Source organism: Martinezella sp. CNPSo 3732 (genome assembly GCF_057784515.1).
Genome location: NZ_JBXSOO010000014.1, coordinates 89,943 through 108,223, shown reverse-complemented (window position 1 = coordinate 108,223; position 18,281 = coordinate 89,943). Strand labels below are relative to the sequence as shown.

Sequence of the window (18,281 nt, the reverse complement as noted above, 5' to 3'; positions counted from 1 at the left end):
CCGGACAGAAACGAGAGCGCGCCTCAGCCGCCCCATGTCTGTTCGAGGACGCGGAGCCAGTTCTGATAGGCGATCTTGGCAAGCGCCTGATCGTCGAACCCATGCGCACGCAGGGCTTCGATCAGCTTCGGCAGGCCGCTCGCATCGCCGAGCGCGGCGGGAATGGTCGTGCCGTCGAAATCGGAGCCGAGCGCGACATGCTCAATGCCGATGCGCTCGGCAATGTAAGCGACGTGACGAACGAGGACTTCGAGCGGCGTGTCGGTGTTCCTGACACCATCATCCCGCAGGAAGAGCACGCCGAAATTGATGCCGACCAGGCCGCCGGTATCGCGGATCGCGTCGAGCTGCTTGTCGGTCAGATTGCGGCTATGTGGGCTGATGGCATGCGCGTTGGAATGCGAGGCTACCAACGGCGCATTCGATAGTTTGGCGATATCCCAGAATCCCTGCTCGTTCATATGCGAGAGATCGATCATGATCCTGAGCTCGTTGCAGGCGCGGATCAGACCCTTGCCGGCGTCGGTGAGCCCGGGGCCAATATCCGGCGTCGAAGGAAACCGGAAAGGCACACCATAGGCAAAGACGTTGGGGCGGCTCCAGACAGGTCCAAGCGTGCGCAGGCCAGCCTCATGAAGGACGTAAAGCGCATCGAGATCGGCCGCGACCGCTTCCGCACCTTCGATATGGAATACCGCAGCGAACTGGCCTTCGGCAATCGACCGCTTGATATCAGCGGCCGAGCGGCAAACCTTCACAGCTCCCTCGGACCGAGCTTCGATCGCAAGCAGAAGCCGTGCCATCGCCAGGGTTTCATTCAGGGCATCAGGCTGAGCAGGTGTTGCGAAATCGGCATTTTCAGCCTTTGGCTGATCCGGTGACGGGATAAATATGGCGCAGAGACCGCCCGCGAGGCCGCCACGGCGCGCGCGAGGCAGATCGATATGTCCAGCGGCTTCACCATTCAGGAAAGCGTTGACAGAATTCAACCCACCGCGGCGCAGCCGGAGCAGCACGTCGTTATGGCCATCGAAGACGGGGATTGTCGAGGATTCGGTCATGTCTCATTCCAAAAATTGCAGTTGATATCTGCCTAGGCAAGCTTGGCGGAATGGGCAACTGCAAACTACGCATAGTGTCTGTGAAAATGGAATTGGTCGTTTGCAAGACGCGACTGTCAGAATCTTCGGACAATACGGCAGCGGCCCGGCGGTGCCAAATCAGCGAGGCAAAAGCGGAACGGTTTCGCGGGGGTGTCTCGATGGAGCGGATTTTCGTTTTCGTCAGGATGTGCTCGCACGGAAGATGCCGATCCCTATGCCGCATTTGGCTTGGCAGATGTGCCGGCACGAGACAAAACGGCTCGGCCAGTGCCGCATTTTGTGGCAATTCCAGCGGGAATATGGGTTTGGCGACCCGCAACACTTGCTTTTTCTAAAATGCGCAGCAAATGAAAGCTTTAGTATGGTGAAAGAGCTGGGAATACGGCAGGAATTACAGCAGCATACCAGCTCGCTGAAAAAGGCGGCTCGAAGCGGAGACAGCCGTCTGCTTGAATGATGGATGGAGAGTCGATGGCGGCGCTCGTGTCCCGTCCTGGCTGTATTCGAGGAGAACGGATTGTCTGATTTTCGGCGCGAGGAACGATCCGGATCTGCGTCAGACGAGGCGAAGGAACCGTCATGGCGCAAGGACAGGAAGTCGTTACAGTCAGAACGGCGACGCTTCCCGCGACCAGAGAAGGCGGCAACGGAGGAAGCCCTGCCACCGCCAGCCTTGCAGCCGCTGAAGTTTTCGACGCGCGATATCGAGCCGGCCGCGCAATTTGCCGCCTGGCAAGCCTATGTCGCTCCCGTAGCCGACGTGCGACTGCCGGATAACATCCCGCCGGAAGCCGGCTTTCCGGCCGATCATATCGCATGGAATCTGGGCGGCATGCTCATCGTTCAACAGGAAACGCCGCCCCACAGCTATATGCGCTCGCAGGCGAAGGTGAAAACCAATCACATCGATCACTGGCATATTTCGGTGCCGAGCAGCGGCCGGACCTGGACGGAGGTCGATGGCCACGTTCTGGAAGGCGAGCCGGGCAAGGTGGAACTGCGATCGCTGGGACACCCCTTTCGAGGGCGCTCGACCGAGGCGAAAGGCCTCTCGCTCTTCCTGCCGAGGGCATTGCTGTTCGACGTTCCCACACCGGTCGAGATCGAGAACAATATTGCACTCTCCGGCGTGTTCACCAGCATGTTGATCGAATTCCTCGATAGCGTCGAACACAATCTCGCGCGCTTTGCAGCCACCGATCTACCGCATGTCGTTCAGACGATGCGCAATATGATTGTGGCTTCCGTTTCGACCTCGGCGGCGCAATCGACCGGCACGGAGCAGCATAGCACCCTCGCCCTGACGGAACGCGTCCGGCGGTTCGTGGAAGGCAATCTCACTTCGGGCGATCTGACGGTCGAGCATATATGCCGCGAGCTCGGCATATCCCGCACCAGGCTCTATCAGATATTCGAACAATATGGCGGCGTGCATCACTATATTCAGCGCCGTCGCCTCCTGTCGGCTCATGCCGCCCTCAGTGATCCCGCCAATCGGGAACAGATCGTCGACATCGCCTTTGCGGTCGGCTTTTCCTCGGCAGCGCACTTCAGCCGAGCCTTCGGCAAGGAGTTCGGCTATAGTCCCCGTGAAGCTAGAAACCTTACCATCCCGCGCTATCTCGGGCAGGTCATCTCACCGGCATCGTCCGGGAGCAGCCACTCCTTCGACGAATGGCTGAAAACCCTCGGCTATTATCACTAGACAGCGGATTTCGATGCCTCAAGACAGGCGCGCGTCCGGAGGGCACGTGCACGTGAAGGGCACATCTTCCCACCAATCCCTGCGTCTGCCCGAAACCGCACTTCAGCAATTGCGAAAATGGACGCTGCTGCAAGTTTCTGGATGCACGTCTAACGACATATGGTGCGTAACCCATTAAAAAAGAAGAACAATAGTCGTTTGGAGATCAAAGCCCTAGTGTTTGATGAATGTACTGTGCGTCCAACGGGGCAAGTCATAGGGAAAACAGCAATGGTATCTACGCGCCAGACAATAGAGATCAGCAAGCCTCAGCATCCCGTCAATGACTCTTACCGCGCGGTCGAGCGCGAAGAGGTCCTTGAAGTGGCCTTTCGTGACTTTGTTCAAATGGCGCTCACGGCCGGCTGGAACGAGCCCGAGGTCGCTTTGACCTTGGCCGATATTGCCGATGACTATGTAATGGCTCTCGCTGGTAGAGTTGCTGAGAAATAGTGTTCCGCGTCCGTCCGCGCTCCGCAGGGGTGAGCACGAACGGTTAGAAGCAACTCTTCAGCATGCCGTCGGTGACACCGCCCAAAAGAACAAGAAGGCGGCTCACCGGCGGCATGAATTTTATTAGGCAAGCATTCAGCATGCTTCCTTCATGCCCTGCCCCATCCAGGCACGATTTGTAGAAAGCAGGTCACGATGAAGATCAGGCAACATCTCTGGTTTCAACATGACATGGAAACGGCGATTGAACTTTATACGTCGCTTATCCCGGGTTCGGCAGCCGGATGGGTCTCAAGTATTCTCACCGACAATCTGAATGGACCGGCCGGCAGCGTAAAGTTTGCAGGCTTCACGCTTGGAAATCGTGCCTATATGGGTTTCGAAGCAGGGCCATTCGACCGTTCGGAGCACAGTTCTTCCATCACGGTCGAATGTGCGACACAGGATGAGGCGGACCGTTTGCGCTATGCGCTGGGGAAAAGTCGTCCGGATGATCGCGGCCTTGTGAGAGATCCGTGGGGCATATATTGGCAGCTTCTGGTCAGACAGCAGTGCGCCGACGCCAAAATATCGGCCAAATCCGAGCAAATCGACAGCGTCACAGCCGCAAAGAAGAAATTCGCCGCCGCCTGAAAGGCGCGGCAAAGCTATCGTAAAATTCGCAGGCCGCGGCAAACGCATGGCTTTCAGCCAGTCAAAAGCATGCGCTGCCGTGATATAAGCGGAGGCCGATCCACACTCGGCTTCCGCTTATGCTTTACTTCGAGCGTCAGTCGAGAACCGGGCAGCCGCGTCGATTGGCGAAGACCATACGGTCTGGACCGCCATCGTTCCAACCGCGAACGACGATGCGCCGTCCGTTGCTGTCGACCGAATCAATGCGGCGGAAACCTTCCGCCCGCGCGGCGCGCATGAGATCGCGTCTGTCGCAGCCGCGATCACGATCCCAGCCCCTGTCGCGGTCACGATCCCAGCCGCGCGGCGGACCTCTCCAGTCTCGATCCTGGTCACGCTGCCAGGGCGGCGGCGCATAACCGTCATCGCCGCCATAATATTGCGCCGAAGCGACAGACGTCATCAGTTGCAACGCGGCCAATCCGACCACGGCGATTCGCGAAATCCGTACCAAACCTTCAAGCATTTCCCTTACCCCCATTTCCTGTCTCGTGGAAAAGGATAGAGATACGCCGATTCGCATGAACTCTGCCTGAACGCAGCCGGAGCCCGATTAGGCCCCGCGCTGCCGCACGATCGCAGCGTTTTTGCGTGGTATGTCTCAGCCGAAGGGAGGTGCGAAACTCTTCGCTCTCCTCGGCACAGGCGGACAACGCATGAAGACGCCGGTGTGTTCGATTGAACAAGAGCTATCGCGTTTTGGAGCCTTTGGAGATGTATGGTTTCCTCCCGGCGGTACGGCGGGGAGGCAGCGGCTGCGATAGCCGGTCTCGACCGTGCCAGTCCGTGATTGCCGAATGGATCGACTGGGACAGCAACATCGCGCCGGCCAAGCAATAGAGCAGCACGATGATGGCCGCCTCGATGATCAGCGGCAGAAACGCGAAACGAGCGCCCGGGCTTTCTTCCTCTTCGGGAAGCAGATCAGGCAAGCCGAGGATCATAGCCGTCAGCGGCGAAGCAAGAATGATGACGAAAGCGACGGCGTGGATCCAGAGACGGAACCGAGGCAATTTTCCCGCCACCCAAAAGGCTAGAAGCGGGATACCGATATTGCATAGCAGGCCAAGTGAAACAGCGATCTCTGTCGGGAGGATCGAATCGTCGAGCATGAATTCCCAATCCCTCAATGCTACCCAGATTAGTGCCATGCACCTTGAAAAACAACTTGATCGTCCGCGCCATCCCCCAGCGGTACAGGGCTGTCCCTATCAGAAATGAGCGTCAATCATTGCCACCATGGCTCGCGGCGATGCCATTTGAGATCACGCCGGCGGCTCCTTCCGGCAGCCTTCCTGTCACCCTTCAAATGATCCAGATAGCTGCCCAGGGCGCTGTTGATGAAGACATGGGCTTTCGTCAGGCTTGAGCCGAGCCGCCTGAATCTGGCTTCCTTGTCCCGTTCCATCTGCTGGAGCACCTTCCAGAAGACGAAACTGTCATGGCTTTCCTTCAGCGTCAGGAAATAACCGGAGGAATAAGCCCCTTCGAAACGGTCGATGAAGGTCGATATCGCCGGATGACGCAGATTGTACCCCACCCATCCGCATTCGGGATAGATCCTCCTGTTCAGATAGGCGGCAAGCTGATTTCCACGCGGCGCGATTCCGTCGAGAAAAATCTTCGGAATGGCCCTATGGGTCACGGTATCGGCATCGAGCCAAATCAGCTGATCGACCGTGTTATGATAGCGCCTGACGGCATCGGCGACCGCAAAGACCTTGTTGGAAAAGCGCACCGCGTCCCACCGGAAATCCCGCACCAACCCATTGCCTGACGAGATATATCCATTTGCCTGCGGCTTGCTGCCATGGGCATCGCGAAAGCTGCGCAGCCGGGGCAATGTCTCACAATGGTCGAACACCAGAAGACGGCGGTCCTTCTCCTCGATTTCGACATCCTCGGCATAAACGACCAAGGAAACTTCCTTCGGCCAGCGGGCAAGGAAGGTCTCGATGCATTTCTTGCCGTAGTCGCGATAACCCTTTTCATGAAAGGTGGTGACAACGATATGGCTCAACTCTTCCCGTTGCCACGGATTGGTCAGGAACATCGGCAGTCGGACTCCGCAATAAGGTAACTGCCTATGCGTCTATCCGATTGTCTTGGCCTGCCGGTTTCCGAACATTTCCGAACTGTGGACTTTCCGGGAAATCTTGTTGCAAAGCTTAGGGTGATCAGGCAGGAACCCACATGCAGGCATCACGGCACACATGGTTCAAGCGGACCTGTCGCCGACCTCAGTCCGCGCACGCGGTCTATTTGATGGTGAAGCCGATCGTTTCCATCACCTTGCCGTTGACGGAAAATTCGATCTCGTAGCTCCCGACGGGCCAACCATTGTTTGGTTTCGTCATCGCGGATTTCACGTGATTGGTCAGGGAGCCGATATGCAGATCGACACTATCGATCTTGTAATTCGGCGGCGCCGCGCCGCCGGTGTCGACGGCAATCCATGCAATGTTGACATCACTCCCCGACGGTACCTCCTTCGTCAGATGGGCTGACACAAAAATCTTCGGCGTATCGGGAGCAAAGCTGCCTTGAGCAGCATCCGAATCCTCCTTGGTCGAAACGACGATATCTTTAAAACCGGCAGCCGATGTTCCCGAGGAAATCGCGGATATGGCACTGGCGGCAAAAGCGAAAATCACAGCCTGGGGGAATCGCATTCTCGAAGATCCTTTGCTTGAGAAGAGCACATTGTGCCGAACGAAAGAGACGGTCACAGCGCGCAGCTGTTTCCCAGTTCAAGCAACCAACGAAGAGGATATTGGCCTCCAGCGTGCGCCGGCAAGGTTTGGACTTTCATCGCGCCGTCGGACGAGAGAAATTATGACGAGATAGAAGAGCCGGCAGCCGCTCGATAGCCGTCAATTCCCACGATTGTCGGCTTGAACACTATGGTTTTTCCCATCGCATTCCCGTTGGTCACGACTGCGTGGCGCACCAATTGAGCCGCAACCTCGCCGATAGCGCGCCGGGGCGAGCGGGAGGTAGCGATCCGCGCAGGCAGCGAACCGACCAGATCCAGCCCATTGAAGCCGGCAATCAGGATCTTCTCGGGAACCGCAACGCCCAGCTCCATGCAGGAAAACAGCCCGCCACTCGCCATGTCGTCATTGGAGTAATAGATGCAATCGAGATCCGGCACCGCCGCGAGCATGGCCGTCGTCAGCCGTTTTCCAAGCGCGATCGAGGAAAAGGCATCATCGATCCGCTGCTCGGCAAACGCCAGGCCATGGGCATGCAGGACGCGTTCGAAGCCGGCCTTGCGCTTGGCCGCGCGCAGATCCCGCGCCAAAGCACTACCGACATAGCCGAACCGTCTTCGCCCGGCCGCAATCAGCGCTTCGGCCATCTCCTCTCCCGCCGCGCCATGAGACAGTCCGACATTGAAATCGATCGGTGTGCCGTCGAGATCCATAAGCTGGATGACCGGAATATTGGCGTGCCGAAGCAGCTCCACCGTCTCCTCGGGTTGATCGAGCCCGGTGACGATGATGGCGCAGGGCTGCCAGGAGAGCATGTCGCGGATGATCTCGCGCTCCTTGGCGACATCATAATCGGATATTCCAAACACGGCTTGCATGCCGGAACCGTCAAGGCCGGCGGAAATACCGGCAAGCACTTCTGGAAAGACGATGTTCGACATGCTGGGAACGACGACGGCAACCAAATTGGTACGCTGCGAGGATAGCGAGAGTGCCAGCTTATTGCCGACGTAATTCATCCGGGTCGCCGCTTCGATCACCCTGTCACGCGTCTCGCTGGAGACGTCGGCAACACCACGCAGGGCGCGCGACGCCGTCATCTTGCTGACGCCTGCTTCGATCGCGACTTCTTCCAGAGTGGGTTTGCGCATCCCCAAACAACCCTCGATGAACCATGGCGGCTGGCACATCGCCGCTCTTCTTCATAGGATGTTTCCTGGAAAAGGCAAACATCCAGCTATTGACAAATACGCGGAAAATGATGCTTGTTATCGATACCGGTACCGGTAACATAGCCAAAACGCAGAGGTAGCACTGTGCAAAACACGAAGAAGGTCGCCGTCATCGGCCTGGGGTCCATGGGCTGGGGCGCCGCCCTGTCCCTTCTGAAAGCGGGTTTTAGCGTGCGCGGCTGCGATGTTCGCAGCGAGGTCCTCGCCCGTTTTGCCGAGAACGGTGGCACAGCCTGCACAATGCCGGCGTCAGCGGCCGAAGATGCCGACGTGATCCTCGTCTATGTCGTCAACAGCAAGCAGGCCGAAGACGTGCTTTTCGGGCAGGATGGCGCGCTGAAGACCGCACGGCCCTCGACCGTGTTCCTGCTCTGCACCACCATGGCCCCGAGCGCGACGATCGCCATTGCCGAAAAACTGGAGGAAGCAGGCATGCTCGTCGTCGATGCCCCCGTTTCCGGCGGCCATGTCCGAGCGCTCGCGGGCGAAATCACCGTCATGGCATCTGGGATGCCCGCGGCCTTCGATAAGGCATCCGCGGTTTTCGACGCCATCTCCGCCAAGGTATTCCGCCTTGGGAATCGACCCGGTGCCGGTTCGCAGGTCAAGATGATCAATCAGTTGCTGGCCGGCGTGCACATTGCTGCAACGGCCGAGGCGATGACGCTTGCCGCCAAGGCGGGCATCGATCTGAAGACGCTCTATGACGTGATCTGTGTGTCCGCCGGCTCCTCCTGGATGTTCGAAAACCGCGGGGAACACATCGTATCGGGCGACTATACACCGCGCTCGGCAGTCAACATCTTCGTCAAGGATCTCGGCATCGTGACATCGGAGGCCGACAAAGCCGGTGCCGTCACTCCGCTCGCCGCTGCCGCGCTCAACCTCTTCGTAGAAGCCTCGGAAGCGGGTCTGGGTCTTGAAGACGACGCAGCCGTCGCAAAAATCCTCGCCGCCAGGAGCGGCGCCAGCCTGCCGGGCGTAAAGGACTAGGCCATGACACTCCTGCTTGGCTGCATTGCCGATGATTTTACCGGAGCGACCGATCTTGCCGCGCTGCTGGCGCGCAGCGGATTGCCCGTTTCGCTTCGGATCGGCATTCCGCAAGACAGACGCGACCCGAACGAGACGGCGGCCTTCGAAGTCATCGCCCTCAAATGCCGGACATCGCCCGTCGATATCGCCATTAAACAGGCACGTCAGGCGCTGGCATGGCTGAAGGACGCCGGTGCTAGCCGCTTCTTCTGGAAATATTGTTCGACATTCGACAGCACGGCCGAAGGCAATATCGGTCCGGTAGCTGAGATGCTGATCGCTGAGACCGGCGCAACTCAGACAATCTATTGCCCCGCTTTTCCGGAAAACGGACGCAGCGTCTTCATGGGTCACCTCTTCGTCGGCGAGCAGCTTCTGTCGGAAAGCCCGATGAAAGATCATCCGCTGACGCCGATGCGCGATTCCAACCTCGTGCGGCTTCTCACGCCGCAGGTGAATGGCGCCATGGGCCTTGCCAACCGCAATATCGTCTCGAAGGGTGCGGAATCGCTGAGAGCAAAGTTGGCGCAACTCTGCAACGACGGCATTCGGCATGTGATCGTCGATGCTGTATCCGACGACGATCTGCGAACGATCGCAGCAGCATCCTTCGACATGCCGCTGCTGACAGGCGGCAGCGCGATTGCCGGCCAGCTTCCGCAATTCTACATTGAACGGGGTCTCGCCAACCTCTCCGAACACCGACAGGCACTGCCAAAGATCACCGGCGGTTCGATCGTCCTATCCGGCAGTTGCTCCGCCATGACGCGGAAGCAGGTTGCCAATTACGCCGGCAAGGTCACCAGCCTGCGGCTCGATCCGATCGCGCTTGCAGAGGAAGGCCCCGGCACCGCGCTGGAATGGCTGCGCCAGCAATCCCCCGAAGCGCCGAAACTCATTTACGCCACCGCCGAGCCTAATGAAGTGCGGCAGGCGCAAGAACGTTTAGGGCAGGACAAGGCAGGCAAAGTGGTCGAGGACGCTCTTTCCGAGATCGCCCGCACGGCCTTCGATTGCGGCACGCGCCGTTTCGTCGTTGCAGGCGGCGAGACGTCCGGCGCAATCACGCAGGCACTCGGCGCGGCCCATTTGACTATCGGGCCGGAAATCGCACCCGGCGTGCCTTGGACTTTCACGACCCTTGGTGGTGAAACAGTCGCTCTAGCTCTAAAATCTGGCAATTTCGGTGAAGAAACCTTCTTTACGGACGCTTTCGACAGATTGGAGACGGCATGAGCGAAGAGGCCGCGCTGCGCGAACAGATATGTATGATGGCCAAGTCGCTCTACGACCGCGACCTGACTGCAGGCTCCTCCGGCAATATTTCCGCACGCCTCAGCGATGGCAGGCTTTTGGTGACGCCGACCGGAAGCTCTTTCGGCCGCCTCGACCCTGCCCGCCTCTCGCTATTCGACGACAAAGGGCGTCTGATCGGCGGCGACAAGCCGACCAAGGAAATGCCGCTGCATGCCGCCTTCTATGAGACACGACCGAAGAAGACGGGCGCCGTCGTTCATCTCCATTCGAGCCATTCGGTGGCACTCTCGATCCTGCCCGGCGTCGATGCCGACAACATGCTGCCGCCGCTGACGGCCTATTCGATCATGAAGCTCGGCAAAGTAAAACTCCTGCCCTATTTCATGCCGGGCGACCCGGCGATGGGCGATGCCATTCGCGGACTGTCCGGCAAGCGCAGCGCCGTGATGCTGGCGGCACATGGTCCCGTCGTTTCAGCCAAAGATCTGGAGGCGGCGGTCTATGCGATTGAAGAACTGGAAGAGACGGCAAAGCTTGCCATCTTGACCCGTGGCGCTAATCCTTCGCTGCTGACGGACGCTCAGATTGCTGACCTCGTTCGCACCTATGACGTGGAGTGGGACTAAACATGACGCGCTTTTCCGCCAATCTGGGTTTCCTGTGGCAGGAGCTTTCCCTTCCCGACGCCATCCGCACTGCCAAAGCCGCCGGCTTCGATGCGGTGGAATGCCATTATCCATATGACACGCCCGCTGAAGCTGTGCGTCAGGCATTGGAGGAAACAGGCCTTGCCATGCTTGGCCTCAACACCGCTCGCGGCAATGTAGCGGCCGGTGACAATGGGCTTGCCGCCATTCCGGGCCGCGGGAATGAAGCCCGTCGCCTCATCGATCAGGCGATCGATTATGCAGCCGCCATCGGCGCGCGAAACGTGCATGTGATGGCGGGCAAGGCCGCCGGCGACGTGGCACGGGGCACTTTCATCGCCAATCTGCATTATGCCTGCGAACGCGCTGGCAAGATGGGGACGACGATCCTGATCGAGCCGCTCAACTATCGCGATGCGCCAGGCTACTTCCTCCAGACTGCCGATCAGGCGCTCGACATCATAGCCACGGTCGGCGCCGCCAACCTCAAGCTGATGTTCGACTGCTATCACCTCCAGATCATGCAGGGCGACCTGACCCGCAGGCTGCAGGATCATATGGCGGCAATCGGCCACATCCAGATCGCCGCCGTTCCGGATCGGCGGGAACCGGACCACGGGGAGATCGACTACCGTCATATTCTGCAGTTCCTGGAGAAGCTTGGCTATGACAGGCCGATCGGCGCGGAATATCGGCCGACAACCACAACAGAGGCCGGGCTCGCCTGGCTGCAAGCATACAAATGACGGAGCGCCCGGCATCCAGCATGCATAGCGGCCTTCAAGGAGATTCACTCGGGAAGTCTCACGAACACTGATATCAGCTTGGAGCAGCTCAGCTTTTCATTGAATCCTTGAGCCGCTCCGTCTGTTTGTTTTCTCGCAATTCCGGTCGGAAAACCGATACGCACTTTTCCTGGAATTGCTCTATTGGGAGGAAAATCCGATATGCATGTTTTGATCCTGGGCGCTGCCGGCATGGTCGGCCGCAAGCTCGTCAACCGCATCGCCGCCGAGCCGACGGTTCTCGGTAAGGCTATAGATCGCCTGACGCTGGTCGATGCCTTCCAGCCGCCGGTGCCGGAAGCGCTTCAATCCATATCTAAAGCCCTGACGATCGATCTTGCGAGCCCTGGTGGTGCGGAGAAGCTCATCGAAGACCGTCCGGATATGATCTTCCATCTCGCCGCCATCGTCTCTGGCGAAGCCGAAGCCGATTTCGACAAAGGATACGCCGTCAATCTCGATGGCTCGCGAGCGCTCTTCGAAGCCATTCGCCAGCAAGGCCTGAAATCGGCCTATACCCCGCGCGTCATCTTTGCCTCCTCCATCGCCGTGTTCGGTACCCCGTTCCCCGATGTCATCGGCGACGAATTCCTGACCGCGCCGCTGACGAGCTACGGCACGCAGAAGGCGATCACGGAGCTCCTGCTTGCCGATTATTCACGCCGCGGCATTTTCGATGGCATCGGCATCCGACTGCCGACCATCTGCGTGCGCCCCGGCGCTCCCAACAAGGCGGCCTCCGGCTTCTTCTCCAACATCCTGCGCGAGCCGCTGGTCGGCAAGGAGGCTGTCCTGCCCGTCAGCGATACCGTGCGGCACTGGTTTGCAAGTCCCCGCTCTGCCGTCGGCTTCTTCGTGCATGCCGCAACGCTCGATACGGCGAAGGTCGGGCCGCGGCGCAATCTCACCATGCCTGGGCTTTCGGCGCTCGTTTCCGATGAAATCGATGCGCTCCGCCGTGTCGGCGGCGACAAGGCGGTTGCGCTCATCCGCCGCGAGCCTGACCCGGTGATCGAACGCATCGTCGCCGGATGGGCGACCCAATTCGACGCCAAGCGTGCGACCGATCTCGGTTTCAAGGCCGAACAGAGCTTCGACGAGATCCTGCGGGCGCATATCGAAGACGAACTGGACGGGAGGGTCGCATGACGGAGGTGTCATCGAACGCACAAAACGGAATCGCGCTAGTGACCGGCGGCGGCACCGGCATCGGCCGAGCCATCGCCAAGGCGCTCGGCTCGGCGGGCTTCAAGGTCGTCATCTCAGGACGCAGGGCTGACGTTCTAGAAAAAGCCGCCCACGAGCTCTCCGAAGAAACGGGGGCGGAGTTTCTTGCAGTGGCGGCCGATGTCAGTGACCCCGTATCGGTTCGCAGCCTTTTCGATGCGATCTCCGGTCACTATGGCCGCCTCGATCTTCTGGTCAACAATGCCGGCATGGGCCTGCCGGCCGTGCCGATGGAGGAACTGAATTTCGAGCAGTGGAATGCGATTGTCGGCGCAAACCTGACCGGCGCGTTCCTGTGCACGCAGCAGGCCTTCCGCCTGATGAAAGCCCAGGTACCGCAAGGTGGGCGCATCATCAACAACGGCTCGATCTCGGCAACGACACCGCGGCCCCATTCCGCACCCTATACGGCCACGAAGCACGCCATCACCGGCCTCACAAAATCGACGGCACTCGACGGCCGACCCTTCGATATCGCCTGCGGCCAGATCGATATCGGCAACGCCGCCACCGACATGACGGCTAGAATGAGCGCCGGCGTGCTGCAGGCAAATGGCGAGACCGCGGCAGAGCCGACGATTTCGGCAGAGCATGTTGCCCGCGCCGTCGTCTACATGGCCACGCTGCCGCTCGACGCCAACGTTCTTTCCATGACCGTCATGGCAACGAAGATGCCGCTTGTCGGCAGAGGATAAATAAACAATCGGCAGCGTCGTATCTCGTCGCTGCCGATAATCTGATACGGAATACTACCTAGATGGCTGGGCGTGCCGAAGGCTTGATCTGCCTTCGTTCGATCAGACCGCCGACGCTGAAGATCAAGACCTCGATCTCTATGCCGATCTTGTCGCCATCGAGCAGCCGGACGACATCATCTATGCCGGAGACGGCGTGCCCATCGATGGCAAGCAGGTAGTCGCCCTCCTGTAGGCCGCCCTTTTCCGCCGGACTATCCTTCTCGACACGGCGCAGGCGCACGGCGGTCGAATGTGTGATGCCGGCCTCAAGCGCAATGCGCCGATGCAGTTCGACCGTATCAGCGGCGATGCCGATATAGGCGCGCCGGACATGGCCGAAACGCAGGATTTCGGACACCACGTGCTTCGCCGTGTTGGAGGCGACCGAAAACGCGATGCTCTGCGCACCCTGGATGACGGCGGTATTGACGCCGATCACCTCACCCGCCGACGAAACCAGCGGACCGCCGGAATTGCCGGGATTGAGGGCGGCGTCCGTCTGGATGATGTCTTCCATCAGCCGCCCGCTGGCCGCGCGCATGGAGCGGCCAAGCGCCGAGATGATGCCGGCGGTGACGGTCCATTCGAAGCCGAGGGGATTGCCGATGGCGATCGCGATGTGACCGCGCTTCAGCGATTTGGAATCGCCAAGTCGCGCCCAATTGCCCGGCCAGTCATTGGCGCGAATGAGAGCGAGGTCGGTATCCGGATCGCGCCCGAGCACCCTGCCCTCGACGGTCGCCCCTTCCGGGGTCTTGATGCGGACGGCCTTGGCATCGTCGACGACATGATTGTTGGTGACGACGAGGCCATCAGGCGAAATGGCAAAGCCCGAACCGTGCCCGGCCCGGCCGCCCAACCGCTCGATCCGGCTGACGGCAGGCCCGACGAGATCGACGGCACTCGATACCGATTGAGAATAGGCATCCAGCAGCCCGGCATCGGATGACGGCTGGATGTCACGATCAATAAAGCCCATGAAAACTCCTCCGACGCGGACGCGTCGCATAGAGGAACGGCAGCAACTGTTGGAAAGCAGGAGGCTGTCGGTTCGACAGATTGAAACAGTGGATACTGAAATGAGGAGAGATCAAGCCAAGTTCAAGAGCCACATAGCCTGTGCGTTTCTGTATCGCCTCTTATCTCACGCGTGCTGAAACAGTCTGTTGGCGGTGGTCGCTGCTCGCCGTCCGCCATGTGTTTCGGCCGTTGGCTTTGGCTCGGTAGAGGGCGCGGTCCGCCTCCTGAATCAGAACCTCTCCGTTCTCGCCATTCTCCGGCGCTGCCGAAACGCCTATGCTGATACCGATATCGACGGTGGCACCCTCGATGCGAAAGGAGGATTTGAAAGCAGCAATGCAACCCTTAGCTACATCGGCGATATCGTCCACTTCCCCGGTCATCAGGATAGCAAACTCATCGCCGCCCAAGCGCGCAACCATGTGGCCTCTGGCCGCACCACGCAGTCGCTCGGCCACCATCTTGAGAACCTCGTCGCCGGCAGCATGCCCGAAAGTGTCGTTGACCGGCTTGAACCCATCGAGATCAAGACAGAAAACGGCGACGCTCCTTCCATTATTTACCTTCAAGGCGTCATCGAGGGCCTTGTAGAAGCACATCCGGTTCGGCAGTCCGGTGAGCATGTCGTGCCGTGCCAGGCGATTGGCTTCGGCCTCCGCGAGAATGCGATCGCTGACATCGGCAATGGTCAGTAGAAGGCGGCGTTCCAGGCCCTCGTGGAGCAATCGAACGTAAACAAGCACGTGGCGTTCTGTCCCGTCGGCAACTCTTTGTCGCCAGACGGTTCTGGCCTCGCAATCGCCTTCGAGTTCGAGAAGCCCATCTGCAAAGCGATCCGCATCGCTCTCGGCATGCATGTCGCACGCCCTCCGCGAGAGCAGCGTCGCTTTTGAAAAACCATAGAAGTCGATAGCTGCCCGGTTGACCTGAAGGATCTGCAGATTGCTGCCATCGCATAGGAGCATCGGCATCGGATTGGCATCGAAAAGCTGCCGCAACCGCTCTTCGCGCTGTTTCAACTCACTAATGTCTATCCGCATTCCGATGGCCCCGCCGTCGGGCGTGCGCCGATCATCATGCCGAAGCCATCGCCCATCCTGGAGCTGCTGCTCCTCCTGTGAAACCGGCTGGCGAAACTTTCGCATGCGCTGCTTCAGCCACATATCCTTGTCTTCGACGACCTCCGGCATGCGGCCGCTGGCAAGGCTGATCTTCAGGATATCTTCGAAAGCGATGCCCGGTTTGAGGTGATCGGCGATATCCGGATAGAGCTCCGCATATTTCTCGTTCCACAGAACGTAGCGATCACTCGCATCGAAGACGCAGACCGCTTCCGGCAGCATCTCGATCACATATCGAAGGCGCAGATTGGCCTCTCTCGCCGCCACCGCGGCATGGCGGTCTTCGTTCCCTGGTTCGATAAGAACCGCCGTCAGCCTTCCTGACGCCGAGGGCCAAGTCATCACGTTGACCCGGCAATCCCGTCGATGGCCGGCGCCTGTCACGAGCAATGGCTGCGACGCAGCGCCCGGCAGCGGCCAGTCCGGTATCAAATCCGAGATGGATAGCTTGTGAGGCGCATCTGAAAGGATAAAGAGCTCCAGGGCTCCCGCATTGGCAAAGACGATCGTGCCGACGGCGTCGAGCACAAGTGCCGCCATCGGACAGGCTTCCAGGAATGCGACGATTTCCGCGTCCAGCATCTTCTCCCAGCGGGCCTTCAAATTTATCCCCAAGCCCGATTATAACATCGGATAGTAAAGAAATGCCGTAGATCATGGCAAGACGTACCGCGTTCCTAAAATCGGGGCATCGTCCGCCGGCGATTGAATTCAGCTCTTGTCCTGCTGCAGCAGCCGCTCGAGCTCTCGCTCCTGCATCTCGATGGCTTGTGTGATGAACCGCAAGATCACCTGCTTTTCCGCCTCGGAAAACTGTTTAAGCATCTGCGCGCCGGCCTGCTCGATTGGGCCATAGGCTTCGCGTCCCAGCCTGATCGCCTTCTCGGACGGCGCCACCAGCACACGACGCCGGTCGTTCGGATCGGGAACGCGGTGAAGAAGGTCCCGGGCCGAAAGGCGATCGATCAAGGCGGTAACCGATGGTGGCGCGAGGCCGATAGCCTTGGCGACAGCGTTTGCCGGCTGCGGCGCGCGCATGATCACGCTGAGGCATCGCCGCTCGGCGCTGTTGAGCCCATGCAGCTTGCCGAAGGTTTCGTCGAAGCTCTCGGTCACCTCCTGCCAGCGCATGCAGGCAAGGCTGATCGCTTCCATGAGGCGATGCTGTTCTTCATTTGACTTTTGTTCGATCATCGAATAATTCATTTATCAAACTATTAGAAGGAAGAACCAATGTGCCCCATTGACGATCCTGCCGCAACCATGAATCGAGCGACACACCACGAGGCGACGATCGGCATATGCGGCGGCGGCATTGGCGGGCTTGTGCTCGCGCTGCGGCTGGCAAGGCTCGGCTTTCGTCCGGTGCTGTTCGAAGCCCGTTCCAGAGAGGCCGCCCTGTCCGAAGGAGAGTTTCTGACGCTCGCTTCCAACGGCATGAACGGGCTGCGCGCGGTGGACTGCTACGAAGAAGTGTTGCGCGAGGGATTGGAAACCCGCGCCATCGAGCTCTGCAATGCCCGCGGCAAAAGGCTAGCGCTCGTCGACCAGAGCGACCATTTGGCGACGTTCGGCACACCAGCCGTTACCATAAGGCGCGGCGTTCTTACGGGCATTCTGATCGAAAAATGCCAAGCCGAAGGCATCACCATACAATTTGGCCGGCGCGTGACCAAGGTCGACAATCACGCGCATGCCGTAACGCTCAACTTCTCCGAAGGTGCCGGTCTTGCCGTCGACCTGCTCGTTGCCGCCGACGGACTGCGGTCCTTCGTCCGCACGCAAATATTTCCGGATTATCCCCTACCGCAATTTACGGGTCTGATCGGCACAGGCGGCATCGTCGATGCCGACATACCGGATACCGATGGTGTGATGCGCATGACCTTCGGCGAGAAAGCCTTCTTCGGCTACCTCAAGACGGCCTCCCATCCCGTCTACTGGTTCGATTCCTTCCCCGCCGACACGCCGGACGCGGTACGCGCATTTGAACCGACGGCACTGGCCGCTCACGTCCGCCAGATGCATGCCGACGATCCCGAACCCAATCGCTCGATCCTTCGCACTGTTGACAGGATCGAGCGCAGCTATCCAATTTTCGACATGCCGCAGCTTCCGGTCTGGTCGAGCGGGCGCGTCGTACTGCTCGGCGACGCCGCGCATGCCATCGGCCCGCATGCCGGCCAGGGTGCCTCGATGGCCATGGAGGATGCCGTTGTTCTGTCCGCCTGCCTGGCAGATACGCTCGATTACGGCGCCGCCTTTGCTCGCTACGAAGTCTTGCGACGCCCGCGTATTGCGCGCGTGGTTAAACTCACCCGGCAAAATGCTTCCAGAAAACGAAAAAACAGTCGGCTCAGCCTGTTTCTGAGAGATCTGCTTCTGCCCCTGCTTATTCCGATGACCGTCAGAGCTAGCCGCAAATTGTTCGCATATCGAGTAGACCTCGATCCGTTGCAAGCAAATCCCTCGACCGAAAGTGGTCAAAAGCATGCCGCCTGACATTGGGCGGTCTGTGGACCGATGCAAGA

The 18,281-nt window shown here is 59.4% G+C and carries 20 protein-coding genes; 11 read left to right on the top strand and 9 right to left on the bottom strand.

Annotated features, from left to right (window positions below; all coding sequences use genetic code 11):
* Positions 1 to 23: 23 nt before the first annotated feature.
* On the bottom strand, positions 24 to 1,061 hold the full coding sequence (locus tag AC13RM_RS21485; protein ID WP_374819772.1) for a dipeptidase: 1,038 nt from the start codon (positions 1,059 to 1,061) through the stop codon (positions 24 to 26).
* A gap of 100 nt (positions 1,062 to 1,161) precedes the next feature.
* Here AC13RM_RS21485 and AC13RM_RS21480 point away from each other — a divergent pair, with 100 nt between their 5' ends.
* The 4 genes from AC13RM_RS21480 to AC13RM_RS21465 all read left to right on the top strand — a co-directional run bounded on the left by AC13RM_RS21480 (position 1,162) and on the right by AC13RM_RS21465 (position 3,933).
* A complete protein-coding gene (locus AC13RM_RS21480; protein ID WP_374819774.1) occupies positions 1,162 to 1,560 on the top strand; it encodes a hypothetical protein in 399 nt (132 codons plus the stop codon).
* 60 nt (positions 1,561 to 1,620) lie between these two features.
* Positions 1,621 to 2,808 (top strand): helix-turn-helix domain-containing protein, encoded by a 1,188-nt coding sequence (locus AC13RM_RS21475; protein ID WP_374819776.1) that lies wholly within the window; start codon positions 1,621 to 1,623, stop codon positions 2,806 to 2,808.
* A 270-nt stretch (positions 2,809 to 3,078) separates the two neighbouring features.
* Positions 3,079 to 3,300 (top strand): hypothetical protein, encoded by a 222-nt coding sequence (locus tag AC13RM_RS21470; RefSeq protein WP_075853184.1) that lies wholly within the window; start codon positions 3,079 to 3,081, stop codon positions 3,298 to 3,300.
* Positions 3,301 to 3,495: 195 nt separating this feature from the next.
* Complete coding sequence (locus tag AC13RM_RS21465; protein WP_285173833.1) at positions 3,496 to 3,933, top strand: VOC family protein; 438 nt, start codon at positions 3,496 to 3,498, stop codon at positions 3,931 to 3,933.
* Positions 3,934 to 4,069: 136 nt separating this feature from the next.
* On the opposite strand, the gene AC13RM_RS21460 is transcribed toward AC13RM_RS21465, so the two are convergent.
* From AC13RM_RS21460 to AC13RM_RS21440, 5 genes are all read right to left on the bottom strand, one after another.
* Positions 4,070 to 4,441, bottom strand: a complete 372-nt coding sequence (locus tag AC13RM_RS21460) for a hypothetical protein (RefSeq protein WP_167078014.1) — start codon at positions 4,439 to 4,441, stop codon at positions 4,070 to 4,072.
* Positions 4,442 to 4,664: 223 nt separating this feature from the next.
* A complete protein-coding gene (locus AC13RM_RS21455; RefSeq protein WP_285173832.1) occupies positions 4,665 to 5,087 on the bottom strand; it encodes a hypothetical protein in 423 nt (140 codons plus the stop codon).
* A 116-nt stretch (positions 5,088 to 5,203) separates the two neighbouring features.
* On the bottom strand, positions 5,204 to 6,028 hold the full coding sequence (locus AC13RM_RS21450) for a hypothetical protein (protein WP_374819779.1): 825 nt from the start codon (positions 6,026 to 6,028) through the stop codon (positions 5,204 to 5,206).
* A gap of 205 nt (positions 6,029 to 6,233) precedes the next feature.
* Positions 6,234 to 6,647: a hypothetical protein gene (locus AC13RM_RS21445; protein ID WP_374819781.1), complete on the bottom strand. Its 414-nt coding sequence runs from the start codon at positions 6,645 to 6,647 to the stop codon at positions 6,234 to 6,236.
* Positions 6,648 to 6,808: 161 nt separating this feature from the next.
* Positions 6,809 to 7,840, bottom strand: coding sequence for a LacI family DNA-binding transcriptional regulator (locus tag AC13RM_RS21440; RefSeq protein ID WP_488555531.1), 1,032 nt, complete (start codon positions 7,838 to 7,840; stop codon positions 6,809 to 6,811).
* 165 nt (positions 7,841 to 8,005) lie between these two features.
* Between AC13RM_RS21440 and ltnD the strand changes: the two genes are divergently transcribed.
* From ltnD to AC13RM_RS21410, 6 genes are all read left to right on the top strand, one after another.
* Positions 8,006 to 8,914 (top strand): L-threonate dehydrogenase, encoded by a 909-nt coding sequence (gene ltnD, locus AC13RM_RS21435; protein WP_488555530.1) that lies wholly within the window; start codon positions 8,006 to 8,008, stop codon positions 8,912 to 8,914.
* A 3-nt stretch (positions 8,915 to 8,917) separates the two neighbouring features.
* A complete protein-coding gene (gene otnK, locus AC13RM_RS21430; RefSeq protein ID WP_488555529.1) occupies positions 8,918 to 10,192 on the top strand; it encodes a 3-oxo-tetronate kinase in 1,275 nt (424 codons plus the stop codon).
* A complete protein-coding gene (gene otnC, locus AC13RM_RS21425; protein ID WP_488555528.1) occupies positions 10,189 to 10,839 on the top strand; it encodes a 3-oxo-tetronate 4-phosphate decarboxylase in 651 nt (216 codons plus the stop codon). The genes otnK and otnC overlap by 4 nt, the downstream gene beginning before the upstream one ends.
* 2 nt (positions 10,840 to 10,841) lie before the next feature.
* Positions 10,842 to 11,606, top strand: coding sequence for a hydroxypyruvate isomerase family protein (locus tag AC13RM_RS21420; RefSeq protein ID WP_488555527.1), 765 nt, complete (start codon positions 10,842 to 10,844; stop codon positions 11,604 to 11,606).
* Between the two features lie 201 nt (positions 11,607 to 11,807).
* Positions 11,808 to 12,794, top strand: coding sequence for a D-erythronate dehydrogenase (denD, locus tag AC13RM_RS21415; RefSeq protein WP_488555526.1), 987 nt, complete (start codon positions 11,808 to 11,810; stop codon positions 12,792 to 12,794).
* Positions 12,791 to 13,567, top strand: a complete 777-nt coding sequence (locus AC13RM_RS21410; protein WP_488555525.1) for an SDR family oxidoreductase — start codon at positions 12,791 to 12,793, stop codon at positions 13,565 to 13,567. The genes denD and AC13RM_RS21410 overlap by 4 nt, the downstream gene beginning before the upstream one ends.
* A 58-nt stretch (positions 13,568 to 13,625) precedes the next feature.
* On the opposite strand, the gene AC13RM_RS21405 is transcribed toward AC13RM_RS21410, so the two are convergent.
* From AC13RM_RS21405 to AC13RM_RS21395, 3 genes are all read right to left on the bottom strand, one after another.
* Positions 13,626 to 14,588, bottom strand: a complete 963-nt coding sequence (locus AC13RM_RS21405) for a S1C family serine protease (protein WP_488555524.1) — start codon at positions 14,586 to 14,588, stop codon at positions 13,626 to 13,628.
* A 160-nt stretch (positions 14,589 to 14,748) separates the two neighbouring features.
* Positions 14,749 to 16,332 carry a diguanylate cyclase domain-containing protein gene (locus AC13RM_RS21400; RefSeq protein WP_488555523.1) on the bottom strand — a complete coding sequence of 528 codons (1,584 nt, stop codon included), beginning with the start codon at positions 16,330 to 16,332 and terminating at the stop codon, positions 14,749 to 14,751.
* Between the two features lie 129 nt (positions 16,333 to 16,461).
* Positions 16,462 to 16,944 carry a MarR family winged helix-turn-helix transcriptional regulator gene (locus AC13RM_RS21395; protein WP_488555522.1) on the bottom strand — a complete coding sequence of 161 codons (483 nt, stop codon included), beginning with the start codon at positions 16,942 to 16,944 and terminating at the stop codon, positions 16,462 to 16,464.
* Between the two features lie 39 nt (positions 16,945 to 16,983).
* Between AC13RM_RS21395 and AC13RM_RS21390 the strand changes: the two genes are divergently transcribed.
* A complete protein-coding gene (locus AC13RM_RS21390) occupies positions 16,984 to 18,252 on the top strand; it encodes an FAD-dependent monooxygenase (RefSeq protein ID WP_488555521.1) in 1,269 nt (422 codons plus the stop codon).
* Positions 18,253 to 18,281 lie beyond the last annotated feature (29 nt).

Bases quoted from the DNA above. Each gene is read 5' to 3' on its own strand.
- AC13RM_RS21395 (WP_488555522.1), bottom strand. From the start codon at position 16,944: ATGATCGAACAAAAGTCAAATGAAGAACAGCATCGCCTCATGGAAGCG.
- AC13RM_RS21420 (WP_488555527.1), top strand. From the start codon at position 10,842: ATGACGCGCTTTTCCGCCAATCTGGGTTTCCTGTGGCAGGAGCTTTCC.
- AC13RM_RS21455 (WP_285173832.1), bottom strand. From the start codon at position 5,087: ATGCTCGACGATTCGATCCTCCCGACAGAGATCGCTGTTTCACTTGGC.
- otnC (WP_488555528.1), top strand. From the start codon at position 10,189: ATGAGCGAAGAGGCCGCGCTGCGCGAACAGATATGTATGATGGCCAAG.
- denD (WP_488555526.1), top strand. From the start codon at position 11,808: ATGCATGTTTTGATCCTGGGCGCTGCCGGCATGGTCGGCCGCAAGCTC.
- AC13RM_RS21390 (WP_488555521.1), top strand. From the start codon at position 16,984: ATGTGCCCCATTGACGATCCTGCCGCAACCATGAATCGAGCGACACAC.
- AC13RM_RS21485 (WP_374819772.1), bottom strand. From the start codon at position 1,061: ATGACCGAATCCTCGACAATCCCCGTCTTCGATGGCCATAACGACGTG.
- AC13RM_RS21470 (WP_075853184.1), top strand. From the start codon at position 3,079: ATGGTATCTACGCGCCAGACAATAGAGATCAGCAAGCCTCAGCATCCC.
- otnK (WP_488555529.1), top strand. From the start codon at position 8,918: ATGACACTCCTGCTTGGCTGCATTGCCGATGATTTTACCGGAGCGACC.
- AC13RM_RS21445 (WP_374819781.1), bottom strand. From the start codon at position 6,647: ATGCGATTCCCCCAGGCTGTGATTTTCGCTTTTGCCGCCAGTGCCATA.
- AC13RM_RS21410 (WP_488555525.1), top strand. From the start codon at position 12,791: ATGACGGAGGTGTCATCGAACGCACAAAACGGAATCGCGCTAGTGACC.
- AC13RM_RS21405 (WP_488555524.1), bottom strand. From the start codon at position 14,588: ATGGGCTTTATTGATCGTGACATCCAGCCGTCATCCGATGCCGGGCTG.
- AC13RM_RS21440 (WP_488555531.1), bottom strand. From the start codon at position 7,840: ATGCGCAAACCCACTCTGGAAGAAGTCGCGATCGAAGCAGGCGTCAGC.
- AC13RM_RS21450 (WP_374819779.1), bottom strand. From the start codon at position 6,028: ATGTTCCTGACCAATCCGTGGCAACGGGAAGAGTTGAGCCATATCGTT.
- AC13RM_RS21460 (WP_167078014.1), bottom strand. From the start codon at position 4,441: ATGCTTGAAGGTTTGGTACGGATTTCGCGAATCGCCGTGGTCGGATTG.
- AC13RM_RS21465 (WP_285173833.1), top strand. From the start codon at position 3,496: ATGAAGATCAGGCAACATCTCTGGTTTCAACATGACATGGAAACGGCG.
- AC13RM_RS21400 (WP_488555523.1), bottom strand. From the start codon at position 16,332: ATGCTGGACGCGGAAATCGTCGCATTCCTGGAAGCCTGTCCGATGGCG.